The sequence below is a fragment of the Enterobacter sp. 6722112 genome (assembly GCF_058661685.1).
Window position 1 is genome coordinate 908,439 of record NZ_JBZWGR010000007.1, and the last position, 23,779, is coordinate 932,217.

26 protein-coding genes are annotated in these 23,779 nt (G+C 57.3%); 10 read left to right on the top strand and 16 right to left on the bottom strand.

Translation table 11 applies throughout. The features are described 5' to 3' along the window. Positions 1–41: 41 nt before the first annotated feature. Positions 42–452, top strand: coding sequence for a Cu(I)-responsive transcriptional regulator (gene cueR / locus AC4OVU_RS05825; RefSeq protein ID WP_017383222.1), 411 nt, complete (start codon positions 42–44; stop codon positions 450–452). Here cueR and AC4OVU_RS05830 read toward each other — a convergent pair. The 3 genes from AC4OVU_RS05830 to AC4OVU_RS05840 form a co-directional block, all read right to left on the bottom strand. After that, on the bottom strand, positions 449–901 hold the full coding sequence (locus AC4OVU_RS05830) for an NfeD family protein (protein WP_015571238.1): 453 nt from the start codon (positions 899–901) through the stop codon (positions 449–451). The two genes, cueR and AC4OVU_RS05830, sit on opposite strands and share 4 nt — an antisense overlap. Then, a complete protein-coding gene (locus AC4OVU_RS05835; protein ID WP_003858941.1) occupies positions 898–1,812 on the bottom strand; it encodes an SPFH domain-containing protein in 915 nt (304 codons plus the stop codon). The genes AC4OVU_RS05830 and AC4OVU_RS05835 overlap by 4 nt, the downstream gene beginning before the upstream one ends. 154 nt (positions 1,813–1,966) lie before the next feature. Further along, positions 1,967–2,821: a hypothetical protein gene (locus AC4OVU_RS05840; protein ID WP_015571236.1), complete on the bottom strand. Its 855-nt coding sequence runs from the start codon at positions 2,819–2,821 to the stop codon at positions 1,967–1,969. A gap of 142 nt (positions 2,822–2,963) precedes the next feature. On the opposite strand from AC4OVU_RS05840, the gene fetA reads away from it, so the two are divergent. Both fetA and fetB read left to right on the top strand, forming a co-directional pair. Beyond that, a complete protein-coding gene (gene fetA, locus AC4OVU_RS05845) occupies positions 2,964–3,635 on the top strand; it encodes an iron efflux ABC transporter ATP-binding subunit FetA (protein ID WP_015571235.1) in 672 nt (223 codons plus the stop codon). Next, positions 3,628–4,410, top strand: coding sequence for an iron efflux ABC transporter permease subunit FetB (fetB, locus tag AC4OVU_RS05850; RefSeq protein WP_017383223.1), 783 nt, complete (start codon positions 3,628–3,630; stop codon positions 4,408–4,410). Before fetA ends, fetB begins: the two co-directional genes overlap by 8 nt. A 51-nt stretch (positions 4,411–4,461) precedes the next feature. Here the strand turns inward: fetB and AC4OVU_RS05855 are convergent, their stop codons facing one another. From AC4OVU_RS05855 to tesA, 3 genes are read right to left on the bottom strand one after another with little or no spacing between them, the layout of a single operon-like run. Continuing rightward, complete coding sequence (locus AC4OVU_RS05855; protein WP_003858935.1) at positions 4,462–5,316, bottom strand: co-chaperone YbbN; 855 nt, start codon at positions 5,314–5,316, stop codon at positions 4,462–4,464. A 58-nt stretch (positions 5,317–5,374) separates the two neighbouring features. Then, positions 5,375–6,184, bottom strand: a complete 810-nt coding sequence (locus tag AC4OVU_RS05860; RefSeq protein WP_006809829.1) for an SDR family oxidoreductase — start codon at positions 6,182–6,184, stop codon at positions 5,375–5,377. Further along, positions 6,165–6,797, bottom strand: a complete 633-nt coding sequence (gene tesA, locus AC4OVU_RS05865) for a multifunctional acyl-CoA thioesterase I/protease I/lysophospholipase L1 (protein ID WP_003858933.1) — start codon at positions 6,795–6,797, stop codon at positions 6,165–6,167. The genes AC4OVU_RS05860 and tesA overlap by 20 nt, the downstream gene beginning before the upstream one ends. Here tesA and ybbA point away from each other — a divergent pair. The 3 genes from ybbA (at position 6,768) to AC4OVU_RS05880 (ending at position 11,193) form a co-directional block, all read left to right on the top strand. After that, on the top strand, positions 6,768–7,454 hold the full coding sequence (gene ybbA / locus AC4OVU_RS05870) for a putative ABC transporter ATP-binding protein YbbA (RefSeq protein ID WP_047057932.1): 687 nt from the start codon (positions 6,768–6,770) through the stop codon (positions 7,452–7,454). The genes tesA and ybbA overlap by 30 nt on opposite strands. Continuing rightward, on the top strand, positions 7,451–9,865 hold the full coding sequence (ybbP, locus tag AC4OVU_RS05875; protein WP_110292630.1) for a putative ABC transporter permease subunit YbbP: 2,415 nt from the start codon (positions 7,451–7,453) through the stop codon (positions 9,863–9,865). The genes ybbA and ybbP overlap by 4 nt, the downstream gene beginning before the upstream one ends. A gap of 182 nt (positions 9,866–10,047) precedes the next feature. Continuing rightward, on the top strand, positions 10,048–11,193 hold the full coding sequence (locus tag AC4OVU_RS05880) for a porin (RefSeq protein ID WP_017383228.1): 1,146 nt from the start codon (positions 10,048–10,050) through the stop codon (positions 11,191–11,193). Between the two features lie 87 nt (positions 11,194–11,280). Here the strand turns inward: AC4OVU_RS05880 and mnmH are convergent, their stop codons facing one another. The 5 genes from mnmH to ppiB form a co-directional block, all read right to left on the bottom strand. Then, entirely contained in the window at positions 11,281–12,351 is a 1,071-nt protein-coding gene (mnmH, locus tag AC4OVU_RS05885; protein ID WP_110292631.1) for a tRNA 2-selenouridine(34) synthase MnmH, read from the bottom strand. An 84-nt stretch (positions 12,352–12,435) separates the two neighbouring features. After that, complete coding sequence (gene purK / locus AC4OVU_RS05890; protein WP_047734327.1) at positions 12,436–13,503, bottom strand: 5-(carboxyamino)imidazole ribonucleotide synthase; 1,068 nt, start codon at positions 13,501–13,503, stop codon at positions 12,436–12,438. Next, positions 13,500–14,009 (bottom strand): 5-(carboxyamino)imidazole ribonucleotide mutase, encoded by a 510-nt coding sequence (gene purE, locus AC4OVU_RS05895; protein ID WP_003858921.1) that lies wholly within the window; start codon positions 14,007–14,009, stop codon positions 13,500–13,502. The genes purK and purE overlap by 4 nt, the downstream gene beginning before the upstream one ends. 119 nt (positions 14,010–14,128) lie before the next feature. Beyond that, positions 14,129–14,851 carry a UDP-2,3-diacylglucosamine diphosphatase gene (gene lpxH, locus AC4OVU_RS05900; protein ID WP_491928639.1) on the bottom strand — a complete coding sequence of 241 codons (723 nt, stop codon included), beginning with the start codon at positions 14,849–14,851 and terminating at the stop codon, positions 14,129–14,131. A 3-nt stretch (positions 14,852–14,854) separates the two neighbouring features. Beyond that, a complete protein-coding gene (gene ppiB / locus AC4OVU_RS05905) occupies positions 14,855–15,349 on the bottom strand; it encodes a peptidylprolyl isomerase B (RefSeq protein WP_000256009.1) in 495 nt (164 codons plus the stop codon). Positions 15,350–15,524: 175 nt separating this feature from the next. On the opposite strand from ppiB, the gene cysS reads away from it, so the two are divergent. Then, entirely contained in the window at positions 15,525–16,910 is a 1,386-nt protein-coding gene (cysS, locus tag AC4OVU_RS05910; RefSeq protein WP_017383232.1) for a cysteine--tRNA ligase, read from the top strand. 91 nt (positions 16,911–17,001) lie between these two features. On the opposite strand, the gene AC4OVU_RS05915 is transcribed toward cysS, so the two are convergent. The 5 genes from AC4OVU_RS05915 to folD form a co-directional block, all read right to left on the bottom strand. Further along, complete coding sequence (locus AC4OVU_RS05915) at positions 17,002–17,523, bottom strand: metal-dependent hydrolase (RefSeq protein WP_045334434.1); 522 nt, start codon at positions 17,521–17,523, stop codon at positions 17,002–17,004. A gap of 73 nt (positions 17,524–17,596) precedes the next feature. Continuing rightward, on the bottom strand, positions 17,597–18,613 hold the full coding sequence (gene malI / locus AC4OVU_RS05920; protein ID WP_017383234.1) for a Mal regulon transcriptional regulator MalI: 1,017 nt from the start codon (positions 18,611–18,613) through the stop codon (positions 17,597–17,599). Between the two features lie 83 nt (positions 18,614–18,696). Next, complete coding sequence (locus AC4OVU_RS05925) at positions 18,697–20,196, bottom strand: PTS transporter subunit EIIC (RefSeq protein ID WP_003858916.1); 1,500 nt, start codon at positions 20,194–20,196, stop codon at positions 18,697–18,699. 282 nt (positions 20,197–20,478) lie between these two features. Then, positions 20,479–20,691: a ribosome-associated protein YbcJ gene (ybcJ, locus tag AC4OVU_RS05930; RefSeq protein ID WP_015571224.1), complete on the bottom strand. Its 213-nt coding sequence runs from the start codon at positions 20,689–20,691 to the stop codon at positions 20,479–20,481. A gap of 2 nt (positions 20,692–20,693) precedes the next feature. Further along, positions 20,694–21,560 (bottom strand): bifunctional methylenetetrahydrofolate dehydrogenase/methenyltetrahydrofolate cyclohydrolase FolD, encoded by an 867-nt coding sequence (gene folD, locus AC4OVU_RS05935; protein ID WP_006809817.1) that lies wholly within the window; start codon positions 21,558–21,560, stop codon positions 20,694–20,696. Between the two features lie 310 nt (positions 21,561–21,870). Between folD and fimA the strand changes: the two genes are divergently transcribed. The 3 genes from fimA (at position 21,871) to fimC (ending at position 23,773) form a co-directional block, all read left to right on the top strand. Further along, the gene (fimA, locus tag AC4OVU_RS05940; RefSeq protein WP_015571223.1) at positions 21,871–22,434 is read left to right on the top strand and encodes a type 1 fimbrial major subunit FimA; all 564 of its coding nucleotides are present in this window, start codon (positions 21,871–21,873) and stop codon (positions 22,432–22,434) included. 69 nt (positions 22,435–22,503) lie between these two features. Next, positions 22,504–23,046 carry a type 1 fimbrial protein subunit FimI gene (gene fimI, locus AC4OVU_RS05945; RefSeq protein WP_017383235.1) on the top strand — a complete coding sequence of 181 codons (543 nt, stop codon included), beginning with the start codon at positions 22,504–22,506 and terminating at the stop codon, positions 23,044–23,046. A gap of 34 nt (positions 23,047–23,080) precedes the next feature. Beyond that, positions 23,081–23,773 (top strand): type 1 fimbria chaperone FimC, encoded by a 693-nt coding sequence (gene fimC, locus AC4OVU_RS05950; RefSeq protein ID WP_017383236.1) that lies wholly within the window; start codon positions 23,081–23,083, stop codon positions 23,771–23,773. The last annotated feature ends 6 nt before the right edge of the window (positions 23,774–23,779 follow it).

Sequence of the window (23,779 nt, forward strand, 5' to 3'; positions counted from 1 at the left end):
AAGGTTAAACCTTCCATCAAGGGGAAGGTCAAGGGGGAAATGTGAATATCAGCGATGTTGCGAAAAAAACCGGCTTAACCAGCAAAGCGATTCGCTTTTATGAGGAAAAAGGGCTGGTGACGCCACCGTTGCGCAGTGAAAACGGCTACCGCAGCTATACGCAGCTGCATCTTGATGAACTGACGTTACTGCGCCAGGCAAGACAGGTAGGATTTAACCTTGAAGAGTGCGGCGAGCTGGTTAACCTGTTTAACGATCCGAAACGCCACAGTGCCGACGTGAAAAAACGTACGCTGGAAAAAGTGGCGGAGATCGAACGCCATATCATCGAATTACAGGCGATGCGTGAGCAACTGTTACAGCTGGCAGAATCCTGCCCGGGAGATGACAGCGCCGAGTGCCCGATTATCGACAATCTTTCCGGCTGCTGCCACCGTAAAACCCACGCCTAACAGGCTTTAACCCGCAGGGTAATGCCTTCCACCGCAATGACCTCAACCCGCGTGCCGGCGCTGAGGTCATCGTCGGCCACCACCGGCCACGAACTGTCCCCCACGCGCATATGACCGCGTCCGTTGATCAGCGCGTTATCAAGCGTAAAGCGTCTACCCACGATCTGCTGCCCACGCTGGTTGAGGTGCGCGTCGACCGGCTTCTGCGCCTTCACCCGTTTGTTCAGCCAGCGCCACCACAGCCAGGCGGCCAGCAGCGTCAGCACGGCAAACAGCGCGCCCTGCCACTCCCAGCCGACAGGCAGCAGCCAGACGACCAGCCCGGTAATCACCGCGGCAACCCCGCTCCACAGCAGATAACCGTTGCCGCCAAGCATCTCAGCGGCCAGCAGTAAACCGCCAAGGCTTAGCCAGAACGCATGAGGATGTGCAACGATGAGCTCAATCATTTTTTACGCTCGTTTCCGCCGTCTTTGATCAACTCGGCAATTCCGGCGATAGATCCCATCAGACTGCTGGCATCCAGCGGCATCATTACCACCTTGCTGTTGTTCGCGGAGCCGATCTCCTTTAGCGCATCGGTATATTTTTGCGCGACGAAGTAGTTCACGGCCTGGATATCCCCGGCGGCAATCGCCTCGGAGACCATTTGCGTCGCGCGGGCTTCCGCTTCTGCCGAACGTTCACGCGCTTCCGCCTGGAGGAAGGCAGACTGACGGTCGCCCTCGGCTTTCAGGATCTGCGACTGTTTTTCCCCTTCCGCTTTCAGGATTTCAGCCTGACGCACCCCTTCGGCTTCAAGAATATAGGCACGCTTGGTACGCTCGGCCTTCATCTGCGCGTTCATGGAAGCAATCAGCTCTGCCGGTGGGCGCACGTCGCGGATCTCAATGCGTGTCACTTTGATCCCCCACGGATTGGTGGCTTCATCCACAATGTGCAGCAGGCGGGTATTAATGCTGTCGCGCTGGGAGAGCATTTCGTCCAGCTCCATTGAGCCAAGCACGGTACGGATGTTGGTCATGGTCAGGTTGACGATCGCCAGCTCCAGGTTGCTCACCTCATAGGCCGCTTTCGGCGCATCAATCACCTGAATAAAGCACACCGCATCGATGGTGACGTTGGCGTTATCCTTGGAGATGACTTCCTGGGAAGGGATATCCAGCACCTGCTCCATCATATTGATCTTACGCCCAATTCTGTCCATGAACGGGACGATCAGGCTTAAACCCGGCTGAAGAGTATTGGTGTAGCGACCGAAGCGTTCGACGGTCCACTGGTAACCCTGCGGGACAATTTTGACGCCTGCGCCCACGATAACCAGCGCAACGAAAATAAGGACAGGAACAACGATGAGCATAAAAACCTCCTGTTTTGCATGCCGTAACGAGAAAAATTGCGTATTTGTTGAACGTAAGTATATCGGCTAACGAACAGGATTTCGCCCCTGTAAAGAGGTGGGAACCGGACTGGCAGAAATAAAACGCCCCGTTCGGGATGCGGGGCGCAAAGCGTTACTTTTCAGACCAGGTATAGCTGAAGTCAGTGATAAACCCATCCCCGGCGTCAGCGATAGCTTTTGATAAGCCCTGATAGTATTTTTCCAGGCCGATGGCCTCTATCTGCTGGATCTGCTCGCGAACGGGAGCGCAGAACAATACCGCATTGCCCGCCCCGACACGTTTGTTGTTCGGCGGCAGATCGCCGGTAATCGCCTTAAACCAGGTTCTGATCCCTTGCTTTAAGCTGTGCGGCGCTTTTGTAAGATCCTCCTGGCCGGTCAGCACCTGTAGGGTAGGGAATTCATTAGCATTGACGGCGGTTTTCATACGCGCAAAGAACGCGGTAAAAAGCTCAAAAGAGCCGAGATCTGTGACGCGAGGCTTGGTGGTTTTTCCGTTTTTATTGCCCATTTTTCCGGCAGGGGCTGTAGGCGCCGGAACCACATTGACCTTATGCAGATCCAGACCAAACAGCAGATTGCAGTGCGCCCGGCGCTCTTTAAGCGGGTAGGACATCAGCACGTCAATAAACGCCGTCGCCTTCACATCGGCCAGATCATGGTTAATCAGCCATTGCGAGCGGGCAAATTCCGCGGGGGAAACGAACCAGTCCGGCACCTCAGTAAAGCGTCTGGATTTACCCTTGCCGTCAAATTCGAGAAAGTACGCTCCATCATCGAAAGCAAAATAGCAGTTTTTAAAGCTACCGATTGTGGTGTTAACGATGAGCGCCTTCTTAACAAAATCGACCACCTCTGCACCCATGACAAAACGCGTGAGTTCAGAAGAATTGATGACTTCCATTAATGTTTCCACATCAGGAACACCAGGCTTCAGGGAAGAGAACTCATAAAAGATATGTGTCATGTTGCTGACTTCCTGTAGTTATAGAGGTGACAATTAGCGAGCAAAAAGTTTAACACTTGCTATAGGTTAAGGCTATTCGCGCTGCGTAGCGGAAAGGATTATGCTAAAGGCTGTTCTTATTACAGCGGTTAACGGAATCGGAATGAATAATAAAAAAAATCTTCTGGATATCAGGGATGTTGGCTTTCGTGTGGGTGATAACACCATCCTTCAGCACGTCGATTTTTGTCTCTCTCCGGGCGAATTTAAACTGATAACTGGCCCCTCCGGCTGCGGCAAAAGCACCCTCCTGAAAATTGTGGCTTCGCTACTGAGCCCAACGGAGGGAACCATCCTGTTTGCAGGAAAAGATATCGCCACGCTTTCACCGGAAAGCTATCGCCAGCAGGTGTCATACTGCGTGCAAACGCCGTCCCTGTTTGGCGACACGGTGTACGACAATCTGGTTTTCCCCTGGCACATCCGCAACCAAACGCCTGATCCGAAAAAGTTTACCGACGATCTGACCCGGTTCGGGCTTTCGCCGGAGACGCTGACCAAATCGATCGCCGAACTGTCGGGAGGGGAAAAGCAGCGCGTCTCGCTGATCCGTAACCTGCAATTCTTGCCGAAGGCGCTGTTGCTGGACGAAATCACCAGCGCGCTGGATGACGCTAACAAGCGCAACGTCAATGACATTATCCATCGCTACGCCCGGGAGCAGAATATTGCCGTGCTGTGGGTGACGCATGATTCAAATGAAATTACCCATGCGGATGATGTCATCACGCTCAGGCCGCAGGGCGGGAAAATGGAGGAGGCTCATCGTGGGTGAACATAACATAACCAACGAATCGCTGGCGCTGTCGATGGTCCTGGTGCTGGTGGCGATTGTGGTCAGCTACCGGGAAAAGCTGGGGCTGGAAAAAGATATTCTTTGGAGTATCGCCCGCGCGGTCATTCAGCTCATCATCGTCGGCTATGTGCTGAAATACATCTTCAACGTCAATCATGCCGTGCTGACCCTGTTGATGGTGCTGTTTATCTGCTTTAACGCGGCATGGAACGCGCAGAAACGCAGTAAATACATCGATAAAGCGTTCATTTCGTCGTTGATCGCCATCACTACCGGGACCGCGTTAACGCTGGCGGTACTGGTACTCTCCGGCTCGATAGAATTTACGCCGATGCAGGTGATCCCCATTTCCGGGATGATTGCGGGCAATGCGATGGTGGCGGTCGGGTTGTGCTACAACAATCTGGGGCAACGGTTCAGCAGTGAACAGCAGCAGCTTCAGGAGAAGCTAAGCCTGGGCGCGACGCCGAAGGTGGCCTCGGCGCGGTTGATCCGCGACAGCATTCGCTCTTCGCTGATCCCAACGGTGGATTCCGCCAAAACGGTGGGTCTGGTGAGCCTGCCGGGCATGATGTCGGGGCTGATTTTTGCCGGTATCGATCCGGTAAAAGCGATTAAGTACCAGATTATGGTGACGTTTATGCTGCTCTCTACGGCGAGCCTGTCCACCATCATTGCCTGCTACCTGACCTATCGGAAGTTTTACAACGCGCGCCACCAGCTGGTGGTGACGCAGTTGAAAAAGACGGGGTAATATCGGCTTTTGTAGGCCCGGTAAGCGTTAGCGCCACCGGGCATTTTTTTGCTAGTAGAGCAACGCGTACAGCTGACGACGATATTTCGACGCCAGCGCGTCACCGGTACCCAGCGCGGCCAGGATCTCCTGGAACATCTTCCGCGCCTGTCCGTCTGCGGCGCCCAGGTCCTTCTGAAGATGGCTAAACAGCAGCTCCAGCGCCTCTTCGTTACGCCCCACCTGATGAAGCTGAAGCGCCAGCTGGCTTGCCAGCGCGGCATCCTGCGGGTTGTCCGCAACCTGCTGCTGAAGCTGCTGAATTTCAGGGGTATCGGCCGCCTGTTTCAGCAGGTCAATCTGCGCCACCAGACCCTGATAACGGGTATCCTGATCCTGCATCGGCACCGTTTTCAGCACGGCTTCCGCGTCTTCAGGGCGGTGCAGCGCAATCTGGGTCTCTGCCAGCAGCAGACCAATCTGGCTGTTCTGGTTCGACAGCTGCCACGCGTCTTTTAACAGCGGCAGCGCCTCGTCGTACTTACCTTCCTGCATCAGCGCCATGGCTTCCTGCGCTTTCAGCTCTTCTTCGCGCGGCAGAACTTTATCCAGCAGGGCGCGGATCGCCTCTTCCGGCTGCGGCCCCTGGAAGCCATCCACCGGCTGACCGTTCTGGAACAGGTAGACGGTTGGGATCGCGCGCAGGCCAAACTGGGAAGCCACCATTGGTTCGGCGTCACAATCCAGCTTCGCCAGAATGAACTGACCGTTGTACTGCGCGGCAAGGCTTTCCAGGACCGGCGTCAGTTGCAGGCAGTGTTGGCTGCGTTCAGACCAGAAGTAGAACAGCACCGGTTTAGTCATTGACTGTTCGAGCGTCTGTTGCAGGTTAGCTTCAGTTATGTTGACGATATTCTGTACGGACATGCGGCATTCTCTTTTATCGGTTTACTCTTTACATGGGGGTAAGCGTCGTCGCTTCAACTCAACCCTGCAAAATTTTGTCCATCATCCGCCCCGGCAGCAGGCGTTTCAACCAGCCGACGGCATGGGTTACCAGCGTGACCGGATAGCGCATTTTAGGGGTATCGCTCTCAAACGCGTGGCGCACTTTGGCAACGACGGCTTCTGGCCCAAGCGTAAAACGCGCCGCGATGCCGGGGTTTTCGACCGGTTTGTCCGCCTGCGTCTGGTTAACGTTTTCCGTAAAGCGGGTGCGGATCGGGCCCGGTTCAATCAGGCTGACCTTAATACCGCTGTGGCGCAGCTCCATGCGCAACGCATCGGACCAGGCTTCAAGCGCATATTTGCTGGCGGCGTAAGCCCCGCGGCCCGGCGTGGAGATCAGGCCCATGACCGAGGAGGTCATCACGATGCGCCCTTCGCCGTGCGGCAGCATGGCGGGGAGAAGGCGCATGGTAAGCTGATGCGCCCCGAAAAAGTTTGCGGAGAACTGCTGCTCCAGCTGTTCCCGTGAGAGAGTCTGTAGCGGGCCGTACACGCCGTAGCCCGCATTGTTGAAGAGACCGTAAAGACGGTTGTTGGTCAGGGCGATAACCTCATCGGCGGCCTGCTCTACGCTCTCTGGCGAATCGAGATCCAGCAGAATGCCGGTAAATCCCAGCCCTCGCATGCGTTCGACATCCTCGGGTTTGCGGCAGGCTGCCAGTACCCAAAACCCCTGACGTTTCAGTTCAAGGGCGCTTTCAAGGCCAATTCCGCTGGAACATCCTGTTATTAAGACCGATTTTTGCATAACTTTACCTGTCAGGTTCTCAGCTGTTTGACGAGTCATGTTTTACTAAAGGAGCCAGCCGGGTTGCCATCCAGTCGGCAATGAACGGCTGGGCATCGCGATTGGGGTGAATGCCATCATCCTGCATCCACTGGGGTTTCAGATAGACCTCTTCCATGAAAAATGGCAGCAGCGGAATATCAAACTCTTTGGCAAGCTTAGGATAGATCGCGCTAAACGCCTCATTATACCGACGGCCGTAGTTGGCGGGCAGGCGAATTTGCATCAGCAGCGGCTGGGCATTGGCGGCCTTAATGGTCTGCAAAATGGTCCGCAGCGTTTGCTCCGTTTGCTGAGGCTGGAAGCCGCGCAAACCATCATTACCGCCCAGTTCAACCAGCACCCAACGCGGTTGATGCTGCTTAAGCAGGGCAGGCAGGCGCGATAAGCCTTGCTGCGACGTATCGCCGCTGATGCTGCCGTTCACGACAGACGCCCGGGACTGCCATTTATCATTGAGCAGGGCGGGCCAGGCCGCACTGGCGGCCATACGATAGCCCGCACTCAGGCTGTCGCCCAGAATCAATAACGTGTCCGCAGCCGCCGCGCGGAAGGTCATCAGCATCAAAAACAGGAAGGGCAAATGCCAGCGGAAAACATTGTTGAAGTTCATCGTCTTAAGAAGTCCGTCGGTCAGGGAGAACACGAGCTTTCCATCCTCACCGGAGTTGAACTCGTTGTCAAACGTGCCGAAACCATCGCCCTGATTGGTGAATCCGGTTCCGGTAAGTCCACGCTGCTGGCCATTCTCGCCGGTCTGGACGATGGCAGCAGTGGGGAAGTGAACCTGGTCGGCCAGCCCCTCCACGCGCTTGATGAAGAGGCCCGCGCCGCGCTGCGTGCCCGGCATATCGGGTTTGTCTTTCAGTCATTCATGCTGATCCCGACGCTGAACGCGCTGGAAAACGTTGAGCTGCCCGGCCTGCTGCGTGGTGATAATACCCGTGAAAGCCGCGATCACGCCAGGGCGTTGCTGGAACAGCTGGGGCTGGGAAAACGTCTCGACCACCTTCCGGCACAGCTTTCCGGCGGTGAGCAGCAGCGCGTGGCGCTGGCCCGGGCGTTTAACGGGCGCCCTGAAGTGCTGTTTGCCGATGAGCCAACGGGCAATCTCGACCGTAAAACCGGGGACAAAATTGCCGATCTGCTGTTTTCCCTCAACCGCGAGCACGGCACCACGCTGATTCTGGTTACCCACGATCCGCAGCTGGCCGCCCGCTGCGACCGCCGCCTGCGGCTGGTGAACGGTATTCTTCAGGAGGAAGCATGATTGCCCGCTGGTTCTGGCGCGAGTGGCGCTCGCCCTCGCTGCTGATTGTCTGGCTGGCGTTGAGCCTGGCGGTGGCCTGCGTGCTGGCGCTCGGTAGCGTCAGCGATCGTATGGAGAAAGGGCTTAGCCAGCAGAGTCGGGAATTTATGGCCGGGGACCGGGCTCTGCAAAGTTCTCGCCCCGTGCCGCCGGGCTGGATTGAGGAAGCGCGCAAAGAGGGGCTGAAGGTAGGGGAGCAGATCACCTTTCAGACTATGACCTTTGCGGGCGACACGCCGCAGCTTGCAAGCGTAAAAGCCGTGGATGACATCTACCCGATGTACGGTGACTTACAAACCAGCCCGCCGGGGCTAAAACCGACGGCCGGTACGGTCCTGCTGGCATCGCGACTGATGGCGCTGCTGAACCTGAAACCCGGCGACAGTATCGACGTCGGCGACGCGACACTCAAAATTGCCGGGGAAGTGGTGCAGGAGCCCGACTCTGGATTTAATCCGTTCCAGCTTGCGCCGCGCCTGCTGATGAACAGCGCTGATGTGGCGAAAACCAACGCCGTCCAGCCGGGAAGCCGTGTCACCTGGCGGTATAAGTTTGGCGGGACGCCTGCGCAGCTGGAGGCGTACGAAAAATGGCTCCTGCCGCAGCTCAAGCCGGAACACCGCTGGTACGGGCTGGAGCAGGATGACGGGGCGCTCGGCAAATCCCTCGAACGTTCCCAGCAGTTCCTGCTGCTGTCGGCGCTGTTAACTCTGCTGCTTGCCATTGCGGCGGTTGCCGTGGCGATGGGGCACTACTGCCGCAGCCGTTACGATCTGGCGGCGATCCTCAAAACCCTCGGCGCGGGCCGCGCGCAGCTGCGCAAGCTGATTGTCGGCCAGTGGCTGATGGTGCTGGCGTTGTCGGCTCTGACCGGCGGGGCGATAGGGCTGCTGTTTGAAAAGCTGCTGATGGTGCTGCTCAAACCGGTACTCCCCGCCGCATTACCGCCTGCCAGCCTCTGGCCGTGGCTGTGGGCCATCGGCGCGATGACGACGATCTCCCTGCTGGTAGGGTTACGCCCGTACCGGCTGCTGCTCGCCACCCAGCCGCTGCGCGTGCTGCGCCGCGATGTGGTGGCCAGCCTCTGGCCGCTGAAGTTCTACCTGCCGGTGATTATTGCGGTGGCGGTCGGGCTGTTGGCCTGGCTGATGGGCGGCAGTACGTTGCTGTGGGCGGTGCTGGCGGGCGCGGTGGTGCTGGCGCTGCTGTGCGGCGTAGTGGGCTGGATACTGCTTAATGTCCTGAGAAAGCTGACAGTTAAATCACTCCCCATACGGTTAGCGGTTAACCGACTGCTGCACCAGCCGTGGTCTACCCTCAGCCAGCTCTCGGCATTTTCGCTGTCGTTTATGCTGCTGGCGCTTCTGCTGGTGCTGCGCGGGGATCTGCTGGATCGCTGGCAGCAACAGCTTCCGCCGGAAAGCCCGAACTATTTCCTGATCAACATTGCTCCCGAACAGGTGACGCCGCTGAAGGGTTTCCTGTCTGAGCATCACATTATTCCGGAATCGTTCTATCCGATCGTGCGCGCCCGCCTGACGCAGATCAACGGCCAGTCGACGGAGGGAAATAAGGATGAATCGCTCAATCGCGAACTCAACCTGACCTGGCAGGCGAAACGTCCGGACCATAACCCGATCGTTGCCGGCACCTGGCCGCCGAAAGCGGGGGAAGTGTCGATGGAGGAGGGGCTGGCAACACGGCTGAACGTGAACCTCGGCGACAGCGTGACCTTCACCGGTGATACCCAGGATTTCACCGCCAAAGTTACCAGCCTGCGTAAGGTGGACTGGGAAAGCCTGCGACCAAACTTCTTCTTCATCTTCCCGCCGGGTGCGCTGGACGGACAGCCCCAGAGCTGGCTCACCAGCTTCCGCTGGGAAAACGGCAACGGCATGCTGACGCAGCTTAACCGGGAATTTCCGACGGTGAGCCTGCTGGATATCGGCGCGCTCCTCAAACAGGTCGGGCAGGTGCTGGAGCAGGTGAGCCGCGCGCTGGAGGTGATGGTAGTGCTGGTGACCGTCTGCGGTGTGCTGTTGCTGCTGGCGCAGGTGCAGGTGGGCATGCGTCAGCGTCATCAGGAGCTGGTGGTCTACCGCACGCTGGGAGCAAGTAAACGGCTGCTGCGCGCCACGCTGTGGAGCGAATTTGCCCTGCTCGGTCTGGTGGCGGGCCTGGTGGCGGCCATCGGGGCGGAAACCGCGCTGGCGGTACTCCAGAGCAAAGTCTTCGACTTCCCGTGGGAGCCCGACTGGCGGCTGTGGCTCACGCTGCCCGTCTGCGGCGCCGTGCTGCTGTCCCTGTGCGGCGGCTGGCTCGGAACCCGGCTGTTGAAAGGTAAAGCGCTATTCCGCCAGTTTGTCAGCTAGTTTACTGATGTGATGATGACGCACCGGCATTTCTGCTGGTTCGTCATCGCTTAACGGCACAAATCGTTAATGCCCCTGCATTTAGTAGCACAAAACATTAAAAACCCGCCCACACAGCCCGAATTTTTCCGGTTAATATTCACCAGCTAAATATTTAGCAGCGTGTCTATCAAGGAAAAAGAATGACTATAAGAAAAACAGCGCTGGCGACAACGATCGGCGCAGCAGTGGCATTGGCTTCTTTCGCATCTCAGGCGGAAATCACCCTTCTGAAACAGGATCCGCAGGCGGGTAACCCGCTGAGCCGCCTGAACTTCACCGTTGGCGGCAGTATTCGTCCTCAGTTCCAGAATATGACCGGTGATGACGGCAAAAACAGCTACAAGCGCAACGGCTTTGACGGCGGCACCCGCTTCCGTTTCGCTGCGGATTACTACCTGTTCGATGACATCAGCTGGATCAGCTACTACGAGCTGGGTGTGAACATTCCGGCGCAGTTCAACTGGGATCATCACTACGCCGACGGCGCGCACGACACCTCTCGTCGTATGCTCTACACCGGTCTGAAGAGCGACACCTGGGGTACGCTGACCTTCGGCCAGCAGAACAGCGTGTACTATGACGTAGTGGGCGCAAAAACCGATATCTGGGACTACGACATGATTGGTCAGGCGCCAGGTAACGGGATCAACGGCGACTATGACGGCTCTTACCGTTCACGCCAGATGCTGAAGTACAAGAAAACCGTGGGCGATGCTGACATCTACGCCTCTTACCTGTTTGAAGACAGCGAATACCTGCCGGGCAACGGCCTGCGTTACAAACGTAAAGGCGGCGGTTCACTGGGTATCGATTATCACCTGACTACCGATCTGACCTGGGGCGCAGCGTGGAACTACACCCGCGCGGACATGCGTAACCCGGACAACGGCGACAGCAAATCCTACGACCAGAACATCCTTGGTACCGCCCTGAGCTGGACGCCGGATAACTGGACCTTCTCCGCAGGCGGCGGCTGGTATCAGAACTTCCTGACCACCAAAAAAGTGTCCGTTAACGACTACTTCGCCGGTGATGCATGGGGTATTGAATACTTTGCGGGTTACAAGTTCCCGGTTGGTCAGTATGCGGTGAAATCCATCCAGCCGTACTTCATGGGCGACCGTATTGAGTACGTGAATGGCCGTAACTACCAGCGCATCGACAACGGTGTGGGTATCAGCTTCCAGCTGGATTACGGTTTCCGCGTGGATTACGAACACGTGTTCACCTCCAGCACCGACAACCTGGGCGATATGAACCTGGTGCGTCTGCGTTACGACTTCTAAGTGGTTTGTTCCCCGGTGGCGCTGCGCTTACCGGGGCTACAAAAGTACGCGTAGGTCGGGTAAGGCGTAGCCGCCACCCGGCTTTTTTCAGCGATCGAGCCACTCAGCAATTTCTTCGTACGTCCCGCGATACACAATCTTCTCCGCCTTTTTCTCCAGCTGATAGCCGTACATCGGGTCGTAATAGTCCTTCAGCAACGGCACAAGCCAGCTGAAGTGCGCGTCAGTGCTGCCAGTACGCTGTTGCTCGACAAGCGCGGCATCCAGCAGGGCGGTAAATTCCGCAAAGCGTTGCAGCCCCAGACGGCGACGAATGGCGTACAGGCCGTGATGCAGATATTCGCTGTACGCTTTCCAGCCCGCCTCTTCACCGTAGGCGGCAGAAAAGTCGGCCCACATGTGGACGAAATACTCTTCGCGCAGGCGCTCAAGACGGATCTCAAACGGATCCTCGACCACTACGACAGGCGCTTCAGCCATGCGGTCGCGCAGGCACTCCGGCAGGTGGTTAGAGCCAATCATCCGGCCCTCGTCTTCAAGCACCCAGCGCGCGGCGTCTTTTTTCAATAGCTCAACCGCAAGGTGATTCTCGAAGCTCGCCTGAGAAAGCTGCGGGGTGAGCGTGCGGCCAAACGACGAGCCGCGATGGTGCGCCAGCCCTTCCAGATCGATGCCCTGCGCATGCTTCTTAACCAGCAGCGTTTTACCGTTACCGGTACAGCCGCCGATAAGCACCATCGGCTTTTGTGACTGCTCAATGGTCACCTGAATCGCCGTCTGACGCAGGGCCTTATAGCCGCCGCGGATCAGCGGGTAGTCGATGCCCGCCTCTTTCAGCCAGGCCTGGGAGATGTGTGAGCGCTGGCCACCGCGCGCGCAGCAAAGGTAGCCCTCAGGATGGGCAAGGCTGGCTTCCCGCCAGGCGCTGATGCGCGCCTCGCGCGTCTCGCCGTTGACCAGGCTATGGCCGAGCGCCAGCGCGGCGTCCGGACCCTGGCGTTTATAGCAGGTGCCGACGGCGGCACGCTCGTCGTCGTTCATTAAGGGCAGGTTGAGTGCGGCGGGCATCGCACCCTGGGCAAATTCGATCGGCGCGCGAACGTCGATTAAAGGGGTATCGGACGCGAGGATCGCGCGATAGTCCGTTCCATCGTTCATGGTGGTTCCAGAAGAAAACTGAGCAGCAATGGGCGGGGATTGTACGCCGGGGAAGGGGAAGGTCAACTCCCCGGCGAGGGATACTTACTTCAGTTTTGACTGCGCCCAGACAATACCGCTCGCATATTCTGGCGGCAGCAGGGGAACAATCGCTTCCAGCGTGGCGCTCAGACGGTCCGTGTCGGTATCGTTCAGGTTCAGATGGCCGACCTTACGCCCCGGACGCACCTCTTTGTCGTACCAGTGCAGGTGCACCAGCGGCAGCTTCAGCCAGTTGTAGTTCAGATCGGTGCCGATCAGGTTGATCATCACCGACGGGCTGGTCACCACCGGCTGCGGCAGCGGCAGATCGGTGATGGCGCGCAGGTGCAGCTCGAACTGGCTGATGGAGGCGCCGTTTTGCGTCCAGTGGCCGCTGTTGTGCACGCGCGGCGCAAGTTCGTTGATCAGCAGACCCGACGGCGTGACGAAACACTCCATCGCCATCACGCCCACATAGCCCAGCTCATGCATAATGGCAGAGAGCATCTCTTCCGCCTGCGCCTGCTGGTCAGCATTGGCGTGCGGGAAGGCGACGCTGGTGCGCAGAATCCCGTCCTGATGCAGGTTATGCGTTAGCGGGTAAAAAACGGTGTGCCCGTCATGCCCGCGCGCGCCAACCAGCGACACTTCACCGCTAAAGTTAATGCCCTGCTCAACAATGCACTCGCCGTAGCAGTCGTCCGGCAGCTCGGCGGTGTCGTTCGCGCGCAGGCGCCACTGCCCGCGGCCGTCGTAGCCGCCGACGCGACGCTTCACAATCGCCAGGTCTCCCAGCATCGCAAAGACGTCATCCCACTCGCGCTTATCGGAAAGCAGCTGCCACGGCGCGGTCGCGAGGCCGAGCTTGTCGAAAAGCTGTTTTTGCGTGAGACGGTCGGCAATGATCGGAAAGACGTCGCGGTTCACAAAGGCGTTATGGCGCGCCAGCTCGCGGGTCAGGGCGGTTTCCGGCCAGCGTTCAATTTCGGCGGTGATCACGCTCTGATGGAACGGCACGGCTTCCGGCTCGGCATCCAGCCCGACGGGCCAGACGGCAATACCCAGCGGCTCACCGGCCTGACGCAGCATCCGGCCAAGCTGACCATTACCAAGAACGCAAACCTGCTTCATGCTGCACCCCGCGGATCCGGGTTATCCAGCACCTCATCGGTCTGGGCTTTACGCCACTCCGCCAGACGCTGATGCAACTCTTTATCATGCGTCGCCAGGATCTGCGCGGCCAGCAGGGCGGCATTTGCCGCACCTGCTTTACCAATCGCCAGGGTACCGACAGGAATACCGCGCGGCATCTGGACGATAGAGTAAAGGCTATCCACCCCGCTTAACGCGGCGCTTTGCACGGGAACACCCAGTACCGGCACCAGCGTTTTGGCGGCAATCATGCCCGGCAGATGTGCTGCGCCGCCCGCACCGGCAATGATCACCTCGTAACCGTTCTCTTCGGCGCTTTCGGCGAAGCTGAACAGTTTATCCGGCGTACGGTGCGCGGAAACCACTTCGACGTGGTGCGGAACATTCAGGATTTCAAAGATTTCGGCGGCGAACTGCATGGTAGCCCAGTCGCTTTTGGACCCCATCACGATGGCGACACGCGCCGGATTATTGCGGGAAGACATGCGTCTTAAAACTCCTGTGGTGCGGAACACACTGCTTTCGAGGGCACAGAGAATAGCATGTAATACCGGCAAGGAAAACGGTTGCGTGGTCGGGAAATGAGCGAAAAGACGGGGAGGCGTTAAAACGGGAAGGCGATCAGTTCGACACCTTCCGGCGTAACTTTGACCATCGATCCTTCGCTGTGCCAGGCGCCTAAAACCACGCGATGGGCGGGCTCGCCGTTGGCGATAAGGGAATGCACATCGGGACGATGGGTATGGCCGTGGATCAGCCACTGAACGCGATGCTTCTCCATCACCTTCACCACCGCCTGCGGATTGACGTCCATGATGGTCATCGATTTGCTGCTGTTGGCGGCCTTGCTGCCCGCGCGCATTCTGGCGGCGATGCGGTTGCGGATAAACAGCGGCAGGGCGAGGAACACTTTCTGGATCCACGGGGTGTGAACTTTGGCGCGAAACGCCAGGTAGCCGGTATCGTCAGTGCAGAGCGTGTCGCCGTGCATGATCAGAATATTGCGGCCATAGAGGTTGAGCACCTGCTCTTCCGGCAGCAGCGTCATACCGCTCTCGCGGGCGTAGCGCTGGCCGATCAGGAAATCACGGTTGCCGTGAATGAAATAGCAGGGGACGCCGGAATCCACCAGCACTTTAATGGCCGCAGCTATCTCACGGTGCAGCGGGTTCGGATCGTCGTCGCCTATCCAGGACTCAAACAGGTCGCCCAGAATGTACAGCGCGTCGGCGCTTTTCGCTTCACCGCGTAAAAAACGCAGAAAACCGGCGGTTATCGCCGGTTCTTCTGTTTGCAGATGCAGATCCGCAATAAAGAGTGTCGCCACGAATTACTCGCTGACGGTCACGCTTGTGATCACAACGTCTTCTTTAGGAACGTCCTGGTGCATACCGCTGCGGCCAGTAGAAACGGCTTTGATCTTGTCGACCACGTCCATTCCTTCAACCACTTCTGCGAATACGCAGTAGCCCCAGCCTTGCAGACTTTCGCCAGAGAAGTTCAGGAAGTCGTTGTCCGCTACGTTGATGAAGAACTGTGCGGTCGCAGAGTGTGGCGCCTGAGTACGGGCCATTGCCAGCGTACCACGGGTGTTTTTCAGGCCGTTGTTCGCTTCGTTTTTGATCGCTTCTTTCGTCTCTTTCTGGCGCATGCCAGGCTCGAAACCGCCGCCCTGGATCATAAAGCCGTTGATCACACGGTGGAAAATGGTGTTGTTGTAGAAACCTTCGCGGCAGTAGTCCAGGAAGTTTTTAACTGTTTCAGGCGCTTTGTCATCAAAGGTTTTGATTACGATATCGCCATGATTAGTGTGGAAAGTAACCATTTTTGCATCCTGTTCCGTTATTGTGGTGCGTCGACCCGTGCTCGGGTCACATATAGGGGCTTGTTATAGCATAACCACAGGACACGATCACCTTGCATTGTGTGCTGACCGTACTCCGAATTATGGGTATTATAAGGAACAAACAATCCACACACGTGTTTACATGGAATCTTCGATGTTAAAAATCTTTAATACAATGACGCGCCAAAAAGAGGAATTTAAACCTATCCATGCCGGGGAAGTCGGCATGTACGTGTGTGGTATTACGGTTTATGATCTCTGTCATATCGGCCATGGCCGTACCTTTGTCGCGTTTGACGTGGTGTCTCGCTACCTGCGCTTCCTGGGCTATAACCTGAAGTACGTGCGCAACATCACCGACATCGACGACAAAATCATTAAACGTGCTAATGAAAATGGCGAAAGCTTTGTTGCGCTGGTGGATCGCATGATCGCCGAAATGCACAAGGATTTTGATGCCTTAAATATTCTGCGCCCGGACAGCGAGCCGCGTGCGACCCACCATATCCATGAAATCATTGATATCACCCAAAAGCTGATCGAGCGCGGTCACGCCTATGTGGCGGACAACGGCGACGTGATGTTCTCGGTGCCGACGGACCCAACCTACGGTGCGCTTTCCCGCCAGGATCTGGACCAGCTCCAGGCCGGTGCGCGCGTGGACGTGGTTGACGTGAAGCGTAATCCGATGGACTTCGTGCTGTGGAAGATGTCCAAAGCGGGCGAACCGAGCTGGCCATCCCCGTGGGGCGAAGGGCGTCCGGGCTGGCACATTGAATGTTCCGCGATGAACTGCAAGCAGCTGGGCAACCATTTCGACATCCATGGCGGCGGTTCGGATCTGATGTTCCCGCACCATGAAAACGAAATCGCGCAGTCCACCTGTGCACACGGCGGCGAGTACGTGAACTACTGGATGCACTCCGGGATGGTGATGGTTGACCGCGAGAAGATGTCGAAATCGCTGGGTAACTTCTTCACCGTGCGCGACGTGCTGAAGTATTACGACGCGGAAACCGTGCGCTACTTCCTGATGTCTGGCCACTATCGCAGCCAGCTGAACTACAGCGAAGAGAACCTGAAGCAGGCGCGCGCTGCGCTGGAGCGTCTGTATACCGCCTTGCGCGGCACCGATAAATCTGTTCCGGCCGCAGGCGGTGAGGCGTTCGAGGCCCGCTTCGTTGAGGTCATGAACGACGACTTCAACACCCCGGAAGCCTACTCCGTGCTGTTCGACATGGCGCGTGAGGTGAACCGCCTGAAGTCAGAAGATATGGCGGCGGCCAATGCGCTGGCGTCTCATCTGCGTAAGCTCTCTTCCGTGCTCGGCCTGCTGGAGCAGGAGCCGGACCTGTTCCTGCAAAGCGGCGCGCAGGCGGACGACGGTGAAGTGGCGGAAATTGAAGCACTGATCAAAGCACGTCTCGAAGCGCGTCAGGCGAAAGACTGGGCGGCGGCGGATGCGGCGCGTAACCGTCTGACCGAGATGGGCATTATTCTGGAAGACGGCCCGCAGGGAACCACCTGGCGTCGTAAGTAGGTCCGTAACGCCCGGTGGCGCTAACGCTTACCGGGCCTACAAAATCACGACCGTAGGCCGGGTAAGGCGTAGCCGCCACCCGGCTTTTCTTTTACCTCCGCCTCCACCACAGCAACCCCATCAGCACGACTCCCGGCAGCCACACCCACAGCAGTTCTGAAATGATTACCTGATGCCCGTACGGCGTGGTGTAGCGTGACAGCGCAAACGGCGCGACCTTAATGACCTGCCACGGCGCAAAGAAGCGTTCATCAGACCATGGCCACAGCCAGCCGACGCCTTTCCCGCCTGTCGTTATTGAATCCAGCAGGCTGTGCGACAGCAATGACACGGTTAAAAACAGCCAGCAGCGCGTCAGGCTGGCCCTGAACCAACGTCGGCCTGCCAGCACGCAGAGTATCGGCACCACCAGGGCAAACAGTAGCGAATGAGTGAAACCGCGGTGGCCGAAAATATTCCCGTAGGCAACACCGAATTTAAACGCCAGTACGTCGGCATCGGGCAGCATGGCGAGGACGATCCCGGCAAACAGCAGGCGGGGTGGGATGACTTTAGTTCCGAGCCCTAAGCCCAGACACAGAGGTACGGCAGCGTGGGTGATAATGGTAGGCATTGCATTTATCCATGGCAAATCATGGGAATATAGCAGCAGATCCGCCGCAGCAAACCTGTGCTAAATTCTGATTTTACGCCGATTCCCGCGCGATAAGCTGCCCGGAGAGGGTAATGCGCTGCGTTTGCAGATCCGGCTCTTTCAGCCTGCGGATCATCAGCCCTGCCGCCTGGCGGCCGGTCTCTTCGCTGGCAGACGAAACGTAAGTCAGTGACGGCGACGTGAGATTAATGTGGAGCATATCTTCAAAACCAATCAGCGCCACCTGCTGGGTTAAAAACACGTCTTTACCCACCGTGCGCCCCACCTGGTGAATACCTGAGATTGAACCGATCATCGCGTCCGGTGAATGGCAGAGCAGGGCGGTAATCGTGTTGTTCTTCTCCAGCAGCTGACGAGTCGCCATGGCCGCCGCCTGCGTGTCATCGGTGCAGGCGGGAGAATATTCCTCACGCCAGACCAGGCCGCTCTGCGTCATCGCGCTGCGAAAACCAAGCAGGCGCTGCTCGCGGATACGGCACCCGTCGCGCCCGCCAATGTAGGCGATGTTACGGTGCCCGCGCTCGATAAGATAACGCGCGGCCAGGTTCGCCGCCTGGCGATTATCGCGCATCACCAGGTTGCATTTCTCTTCCAGCAACGACTGCGAAACCGCCACAAGCGGCAGCGGGCAGTGACGAATGTGTTCCGGAAGAGAGGCGGCGCGGGTGTCCGACGCCAGGTAGATGACGCCCGCCACGCCCTGCTGCTTAAATGAGAGCAGGGTACGCTCAAGATGTTCGCCGTCGTTCAGCGGCTGACCGAGAAAAACCATATAACCCTGTTTCTCCAGCTCCTGAACGATGCTCGCCATCACCTTGATGGAAAAGCTGTCGCTGAAGTCGCGCAGGATCAGGCCGATTAAGTTGGAGGTGTTGGCGCGAAGATTGGCAGCGGCGACGTTATGAACATAGCCCAGCGTTGTGATGGCGGCATTGACCTTCCCGATCGTCGCCTCTGAGATCTTCCCTTTCTGGCGCAGCACCAGCGAAACGGTAGAAACCGACACGCCCGCATGCTTTGCGACATCAATAATGCTGACTTTCTTCAAAACCGCTCCCTGAAATTTCCCGATTATCAGCCAGATAAGAGGCGTCCCCCAGCGTACAGGAGACGCCTCCTTCAGGCATCTTATTATTTGCCAATCATCGTGGACATGGTCTGGGCGATAAACTGTGCTCTGGCCCCGAAAATCACCTGTATTCCGTTATCGCCAACGAACACCACGCCGCGCGCGCCAAGCCCGTTCAGCCCGTCCCGGTCCACCGCTTCGCTCTTCGCCACTTCCAGACGCAGACGCGTGATGCAGGAGCCGACGGAATCAATGTTCTGCGCACCGCCCAGCAGGCCGATGATTTCGGTGGCAAGTTCGGAATCGGACTTGTCATTCGCGCTGGCGGTCACTTCGGTGCGGCCCGGCGTTTTCACGTCGAAGCGACGGATCACGAAGCGGAAGGTGAAGTAGTAGATCAATGCCATCGGAATGCCGATGATAATGGCGCTCAGGAAGTTGGTCTGATAGCCGTTAAACGACGGCAGGATCCCGAACGACAGGTAGTCGATAAAGCCCGCCGAGAACGACTTGGCGATGTGCGCATGCAGCAGGTACATGGTCATGTACGCCAGGCCCGCCATGATGGCGTTGAAGACGTAAAGGATCGGCGCCACGAAGATAAAGGTGAACTCTACCGGCTCGGTGATGCCCGTCAGGAAGCAGGTGAGGGCAGCGGAGAACAGAATACCGGCCGCGATTTTCTTATTCTTCGTGTGCGCTTCGTGGTACATCGCCAGACACGCCGCGGGCAGTGCGAACAGCATCAGCGGGAACTCGCCCTGCATGAATTTCCCGGCGTTCTGGTAGGTGTCGCTGCTGAAGGATTTCACTCCCTCTTCCAGCATCTTGAACCAGATGGTCTGGTCACCGTGGATCACCTGACCCGCCTGGGTAGTGTAATCCCCGAACGAATACCAGAAGGAGGGATACCAGATATGGTGCAGGCCGAGCGGGATCAACGCGCGCTCCACCAGCCCGAAGATAAAGGTCGAGGCCGCCTGGTTATCGCCGTTCACCACCACGGACAGGGCGTCGATCCCGGACTGAATATGCTGCCAGACGTACGGCAGCAGCAGGCCGAGCAGGAACGACAGAAACGCCGTCGCAATCGCCACAAAGCGCTTGCCGGAGAAGAAGCCGAGGAACTCCGGCAGCTGCATGGTGTGGAAGCGGTTGTAACACCAGGCCGCAAGAATACCGCAGATCAGGCCGCCAAAGACGCCCATCTGCAACGTCGGAATGCCAACGACCATGGCGTATTTGCCGCCCTGAGAGGCCATTTCCGGCGTGATGCTCAGCACGGTGCTGATGGTGATGTTGGTGACAAACACGGAGACCGCCGCAGAGAGTGCGGCAATGCCGGATTCCGAAGCCAGTCCAACGGCAGAGCCGATGGCGAACAGCATCGGCAGGTTATCAAAGATAACCCCGCCGGCGTTCATCATCAGCGGCAGATGGAACTTATCGCCGAAGGCCAGCAGCAGGCCCGCAGCGGGAAGCAGTGAAATTGGCAGCATTAAGGCGCGACCAATCATCGATAACTTAGACAGCGATTTAACAAACCCTGATATCAGGCTCATGCTGATTTCCCCCGAGTAGCGCTTTTTTCACGCTGTTATTGTAAGTAGAACGTTTTAGTAGAACGTTCTACTTATCGTGGGGAAAGTCTGAAAATCGCGCAACTTAATTTTCACATTTCGCCAGAGGGAATAGTGATTATTTGAAGTTGATCGATAATTAACCGTGATGGGTGTGAGGGGATTGTGAGAGAAATTGCCGGGTGGCGGCTTCGCCTTACCCGGCCTACAAACGGAGACAGTACGTAGGCCCGGTAAGCGCAGCGCCACCGGGCATCAGACAGCTCAGGCCGTCACGGTCACGCTCTGTCCTGCGAAGCTCACGGTCTGACCCGCGACAATTTTGCAGCGCTTGCGGGTTTCCACCGAGCCGTCTACTTTTACCTGCCCGTCGGCGATGACGATCTTCGCCTGCGCGCCGCTTTCGCTCCAGCCTTCCAGCTTCAACAGATCGCACAGCTCAACGTGCGGGTGTTTACCTAAAGAAAAAGTTGCCATGATTACGCGTCCTCTACGTCGTGATACTCCTCGCACGCCTGCAAGGTATTCTGAATCAGTGTTGCTACCGTCATCGGGCCTACGCCGCCCGGGACCGGAGTAATATAGGATGCGCGCGCTGCGGCATCTTCATACACCACGTCGCCGACCACTTTGCCATTTTCCAGACGGTTAATACCCACGTCCACGACGATTGCGCCCTCTTTGATCCACTCGCCCGGAATAAAGCCCGGCTTGCCGACCGCAACGATCAGCAGATCGGCGTTTTCGACGTGGTGACGCAGGTTTTTAGTAAAGCGGTGGGTAACGGTGGTGGTACAGCCCGCCAGCAGCAGCTCCATGCTCATCGGGCGGCCCACGATGTTGGAGGCGCCAATCACCACGGCGTTGAGGCCATAGGTATCGATGTTATAACGCTCCAGCAGCGTCACGATGCCGCGCGGGGTGCACGGACGCAGGCGTGGCGCGCGCTGGCACAGTCGGCCTACGTTATACGGATGGAAACCGTCAACATCTTTGTCTGGCGCGATGCGCTCCAGCACCTTCACGTTGTCAATGCCCGCAGGCAGTGGCAGCTGAACCAGGATGCCGTCGATCTCTTTATCGGCATTCAGAGTGTCGATCAGTTCCAGCAGTTCCGCTTCGCTGGTGGTTTCCGGCAGATCGTAAGAGCGGGAGACGAACCCCACCTCTTCACACGCTTTGCGTTTGCTGCCGACATAAATTTGCGAAGCCGGGTTGCTGCCAACCAGCACAACGGCCAGCCCGGGGGCGCGAAATCCGGCGGCTTTACGCGCCTTCACTTTTTCCGCAACCTCAGAGCGCACCTGCTGCGCAATCGTTTTACCGTCAATAATCTTTGCTGCCATCAGAGAGAAGATTCCGTCTGTAACGTTAGAAAGGAGGGATTGCCTGTATTTTGTCAGAAGCGAGCGCCGCTGTCAGTCACCCTTTACGAGATTTCATCGATGTCCCGCAAAATCCCTTCTCAGGGCATGGTCAATTTCTTAGAGGTGATTAGGATGTGACCTGGCAAAATGGCAGCGTTTTGACATATTACAAAATAAATTCCTGAGCTACTTTGTCCTCTCCGAAATAAGCCTTCAATTTTTTAATTGATCGTATTTCTTATTCCCGAATATGCGCGGGAAGGGTTATTTACATTTTAAAGGAATAGACATGAAACTCAGCAACATTGCTTCTACTGTTATTGCAACTCTGGCCCTGGTCGCGGGTGCCGCTCACGCAGAAGATACTACCACGCCTGTATCTGTAAACGGTGGTACGGTGCATTTTAAAGGTGAATTAGTGAATGCCGCGTGCTCAGTGAATACTGACTCTTCAGAGCAGACGGTTAATCTTGGCCAGTACCGTACCGCGAAATTCACTAAAGTAGGTGACACCACCTCCAATATTCCGTTCACCATCGAACTGAACGACTGCGATCCTGCGGTAGCGAAAACCGCTGCTGTCGCGTTTACCGGCCAGATCGACGCCACCGACAAAACGCTGCTGGCGGTAAGCTCCGGTAATAACGACAACTCCGCGAAGGGCGTGGGTATTGAGATCCTCGACAGCAAATCCTCCACGCTGACCCCGGACGGCGCCACCTTCTCTGCGGCGCAGAACCTGATTGAAGGGACTAACACCCTGAACTTCACCGCGCGCTATAAAGCCACGGCGGCGACCACCGAGCCAGGCCAGGCAAACGCGGACGCAACATTCGTAATGAAATACGAGTAATGCCTGAGTACAGGGATGTGGCTGGCCTCAGGGAAGAGGTCTTTTGATCGCCTATACCGGGAGCGAAGGATGACAAGGACTGGGATACTGCTGTGTGCCCTTGCGATTGCCTCAGCGGTAAACGCACATACCGTGGTCATAGACGGCGGCAAAGTACACCTCAGGGGAGAGCTGGTTAATGGCGGCTGCGCCGTGGCCCCGGACAGCCAGAATATGCGCGTGGATATGGGGCAATACCGCACAAACGCCTTTTCCGGCGTCGGCAGCTTTTCCACGGTTAATGTGCCTTTCACCGTACGTCTGCTGGATTGCAGCGTGGACGTCTCCCGCACCGTGGGGATCCAGTTCCAGGGAGTGACACCGGCAGAAGACCCGCAGGTTTTCCTGGCGACATCGCGGCCGGGGGAAAATGCGGTCAGCAGTGGTGTCGGGCTGGCGCTTTTTGACGAACAGCAACGTCAGATCATCCCGAACGCGACGGCGGTGAGCTGGTTACCCATTGACACCCGCGAGCTGGTATTTCATTTCAGCGCCCGCTACCGGGCAATTTCCGAACACCTTGTACCAGGCACTATTCAGTCGAATGTCTGGTTTACGTTGATTTATCCCTGACGCCTGCGAACTAATTATTAAAGGTACGGTTGTGATGAACACCCTGATTAAACCTGGACTGTTTTTATCTTTTATTTTGATGATGGTTTCTGCCAGCGCGAATGCGTCCGGCGGAATTGCGCTGGGCGCGACGCGCGTTATTTATCCGGCCGATGCCAAACAAACGTCGCTGGCGATCACCAACAGCAATAAACAAGAGCGCTATTTAATTAACGCGTGGATAGAAAATGCCAACGGGCAAAAGGAAAAAACCTTTGCCGTCACGCCGCCGCTGTTTGTCAGCGAGCCGGCCAGCGAAAACACCCTGCGCATTATCTACGCAGGCCCGGCGCTGCCTGCCGATCGCGAATCACTCTTTTACATGAACGTCAAAGCGATTCCCTCCGTCAGCAAAAAACATCAGGACGGCAACAACGTCCTGCAACTGGCTATTCTGTCACGTATCAAGCTGTTTGTTCGCCCGGCTAACCTGGCGATGCCGCCGGAAGAGGCGCTCTCACAGCTGCGCTTTGAGCGCGTCGGCAACCATCTTAAGGTGAGCAATGCCTCGCCGTATTACGTCACGCTGGTCAATCTGAAGCTCGGCGGTCAGACGCTGGATAACCTGATGGTTGCTCCTAAAAGCTCGGCGCAGCAGGTGCTGCCTGCCGCTGCGAGCGGCACGCTCTCCTGGCAGAGTGTGAATGACTATGGCGCCATTACGCCGGCGCGTAGCGTCAGCCTGTGAGCAGAG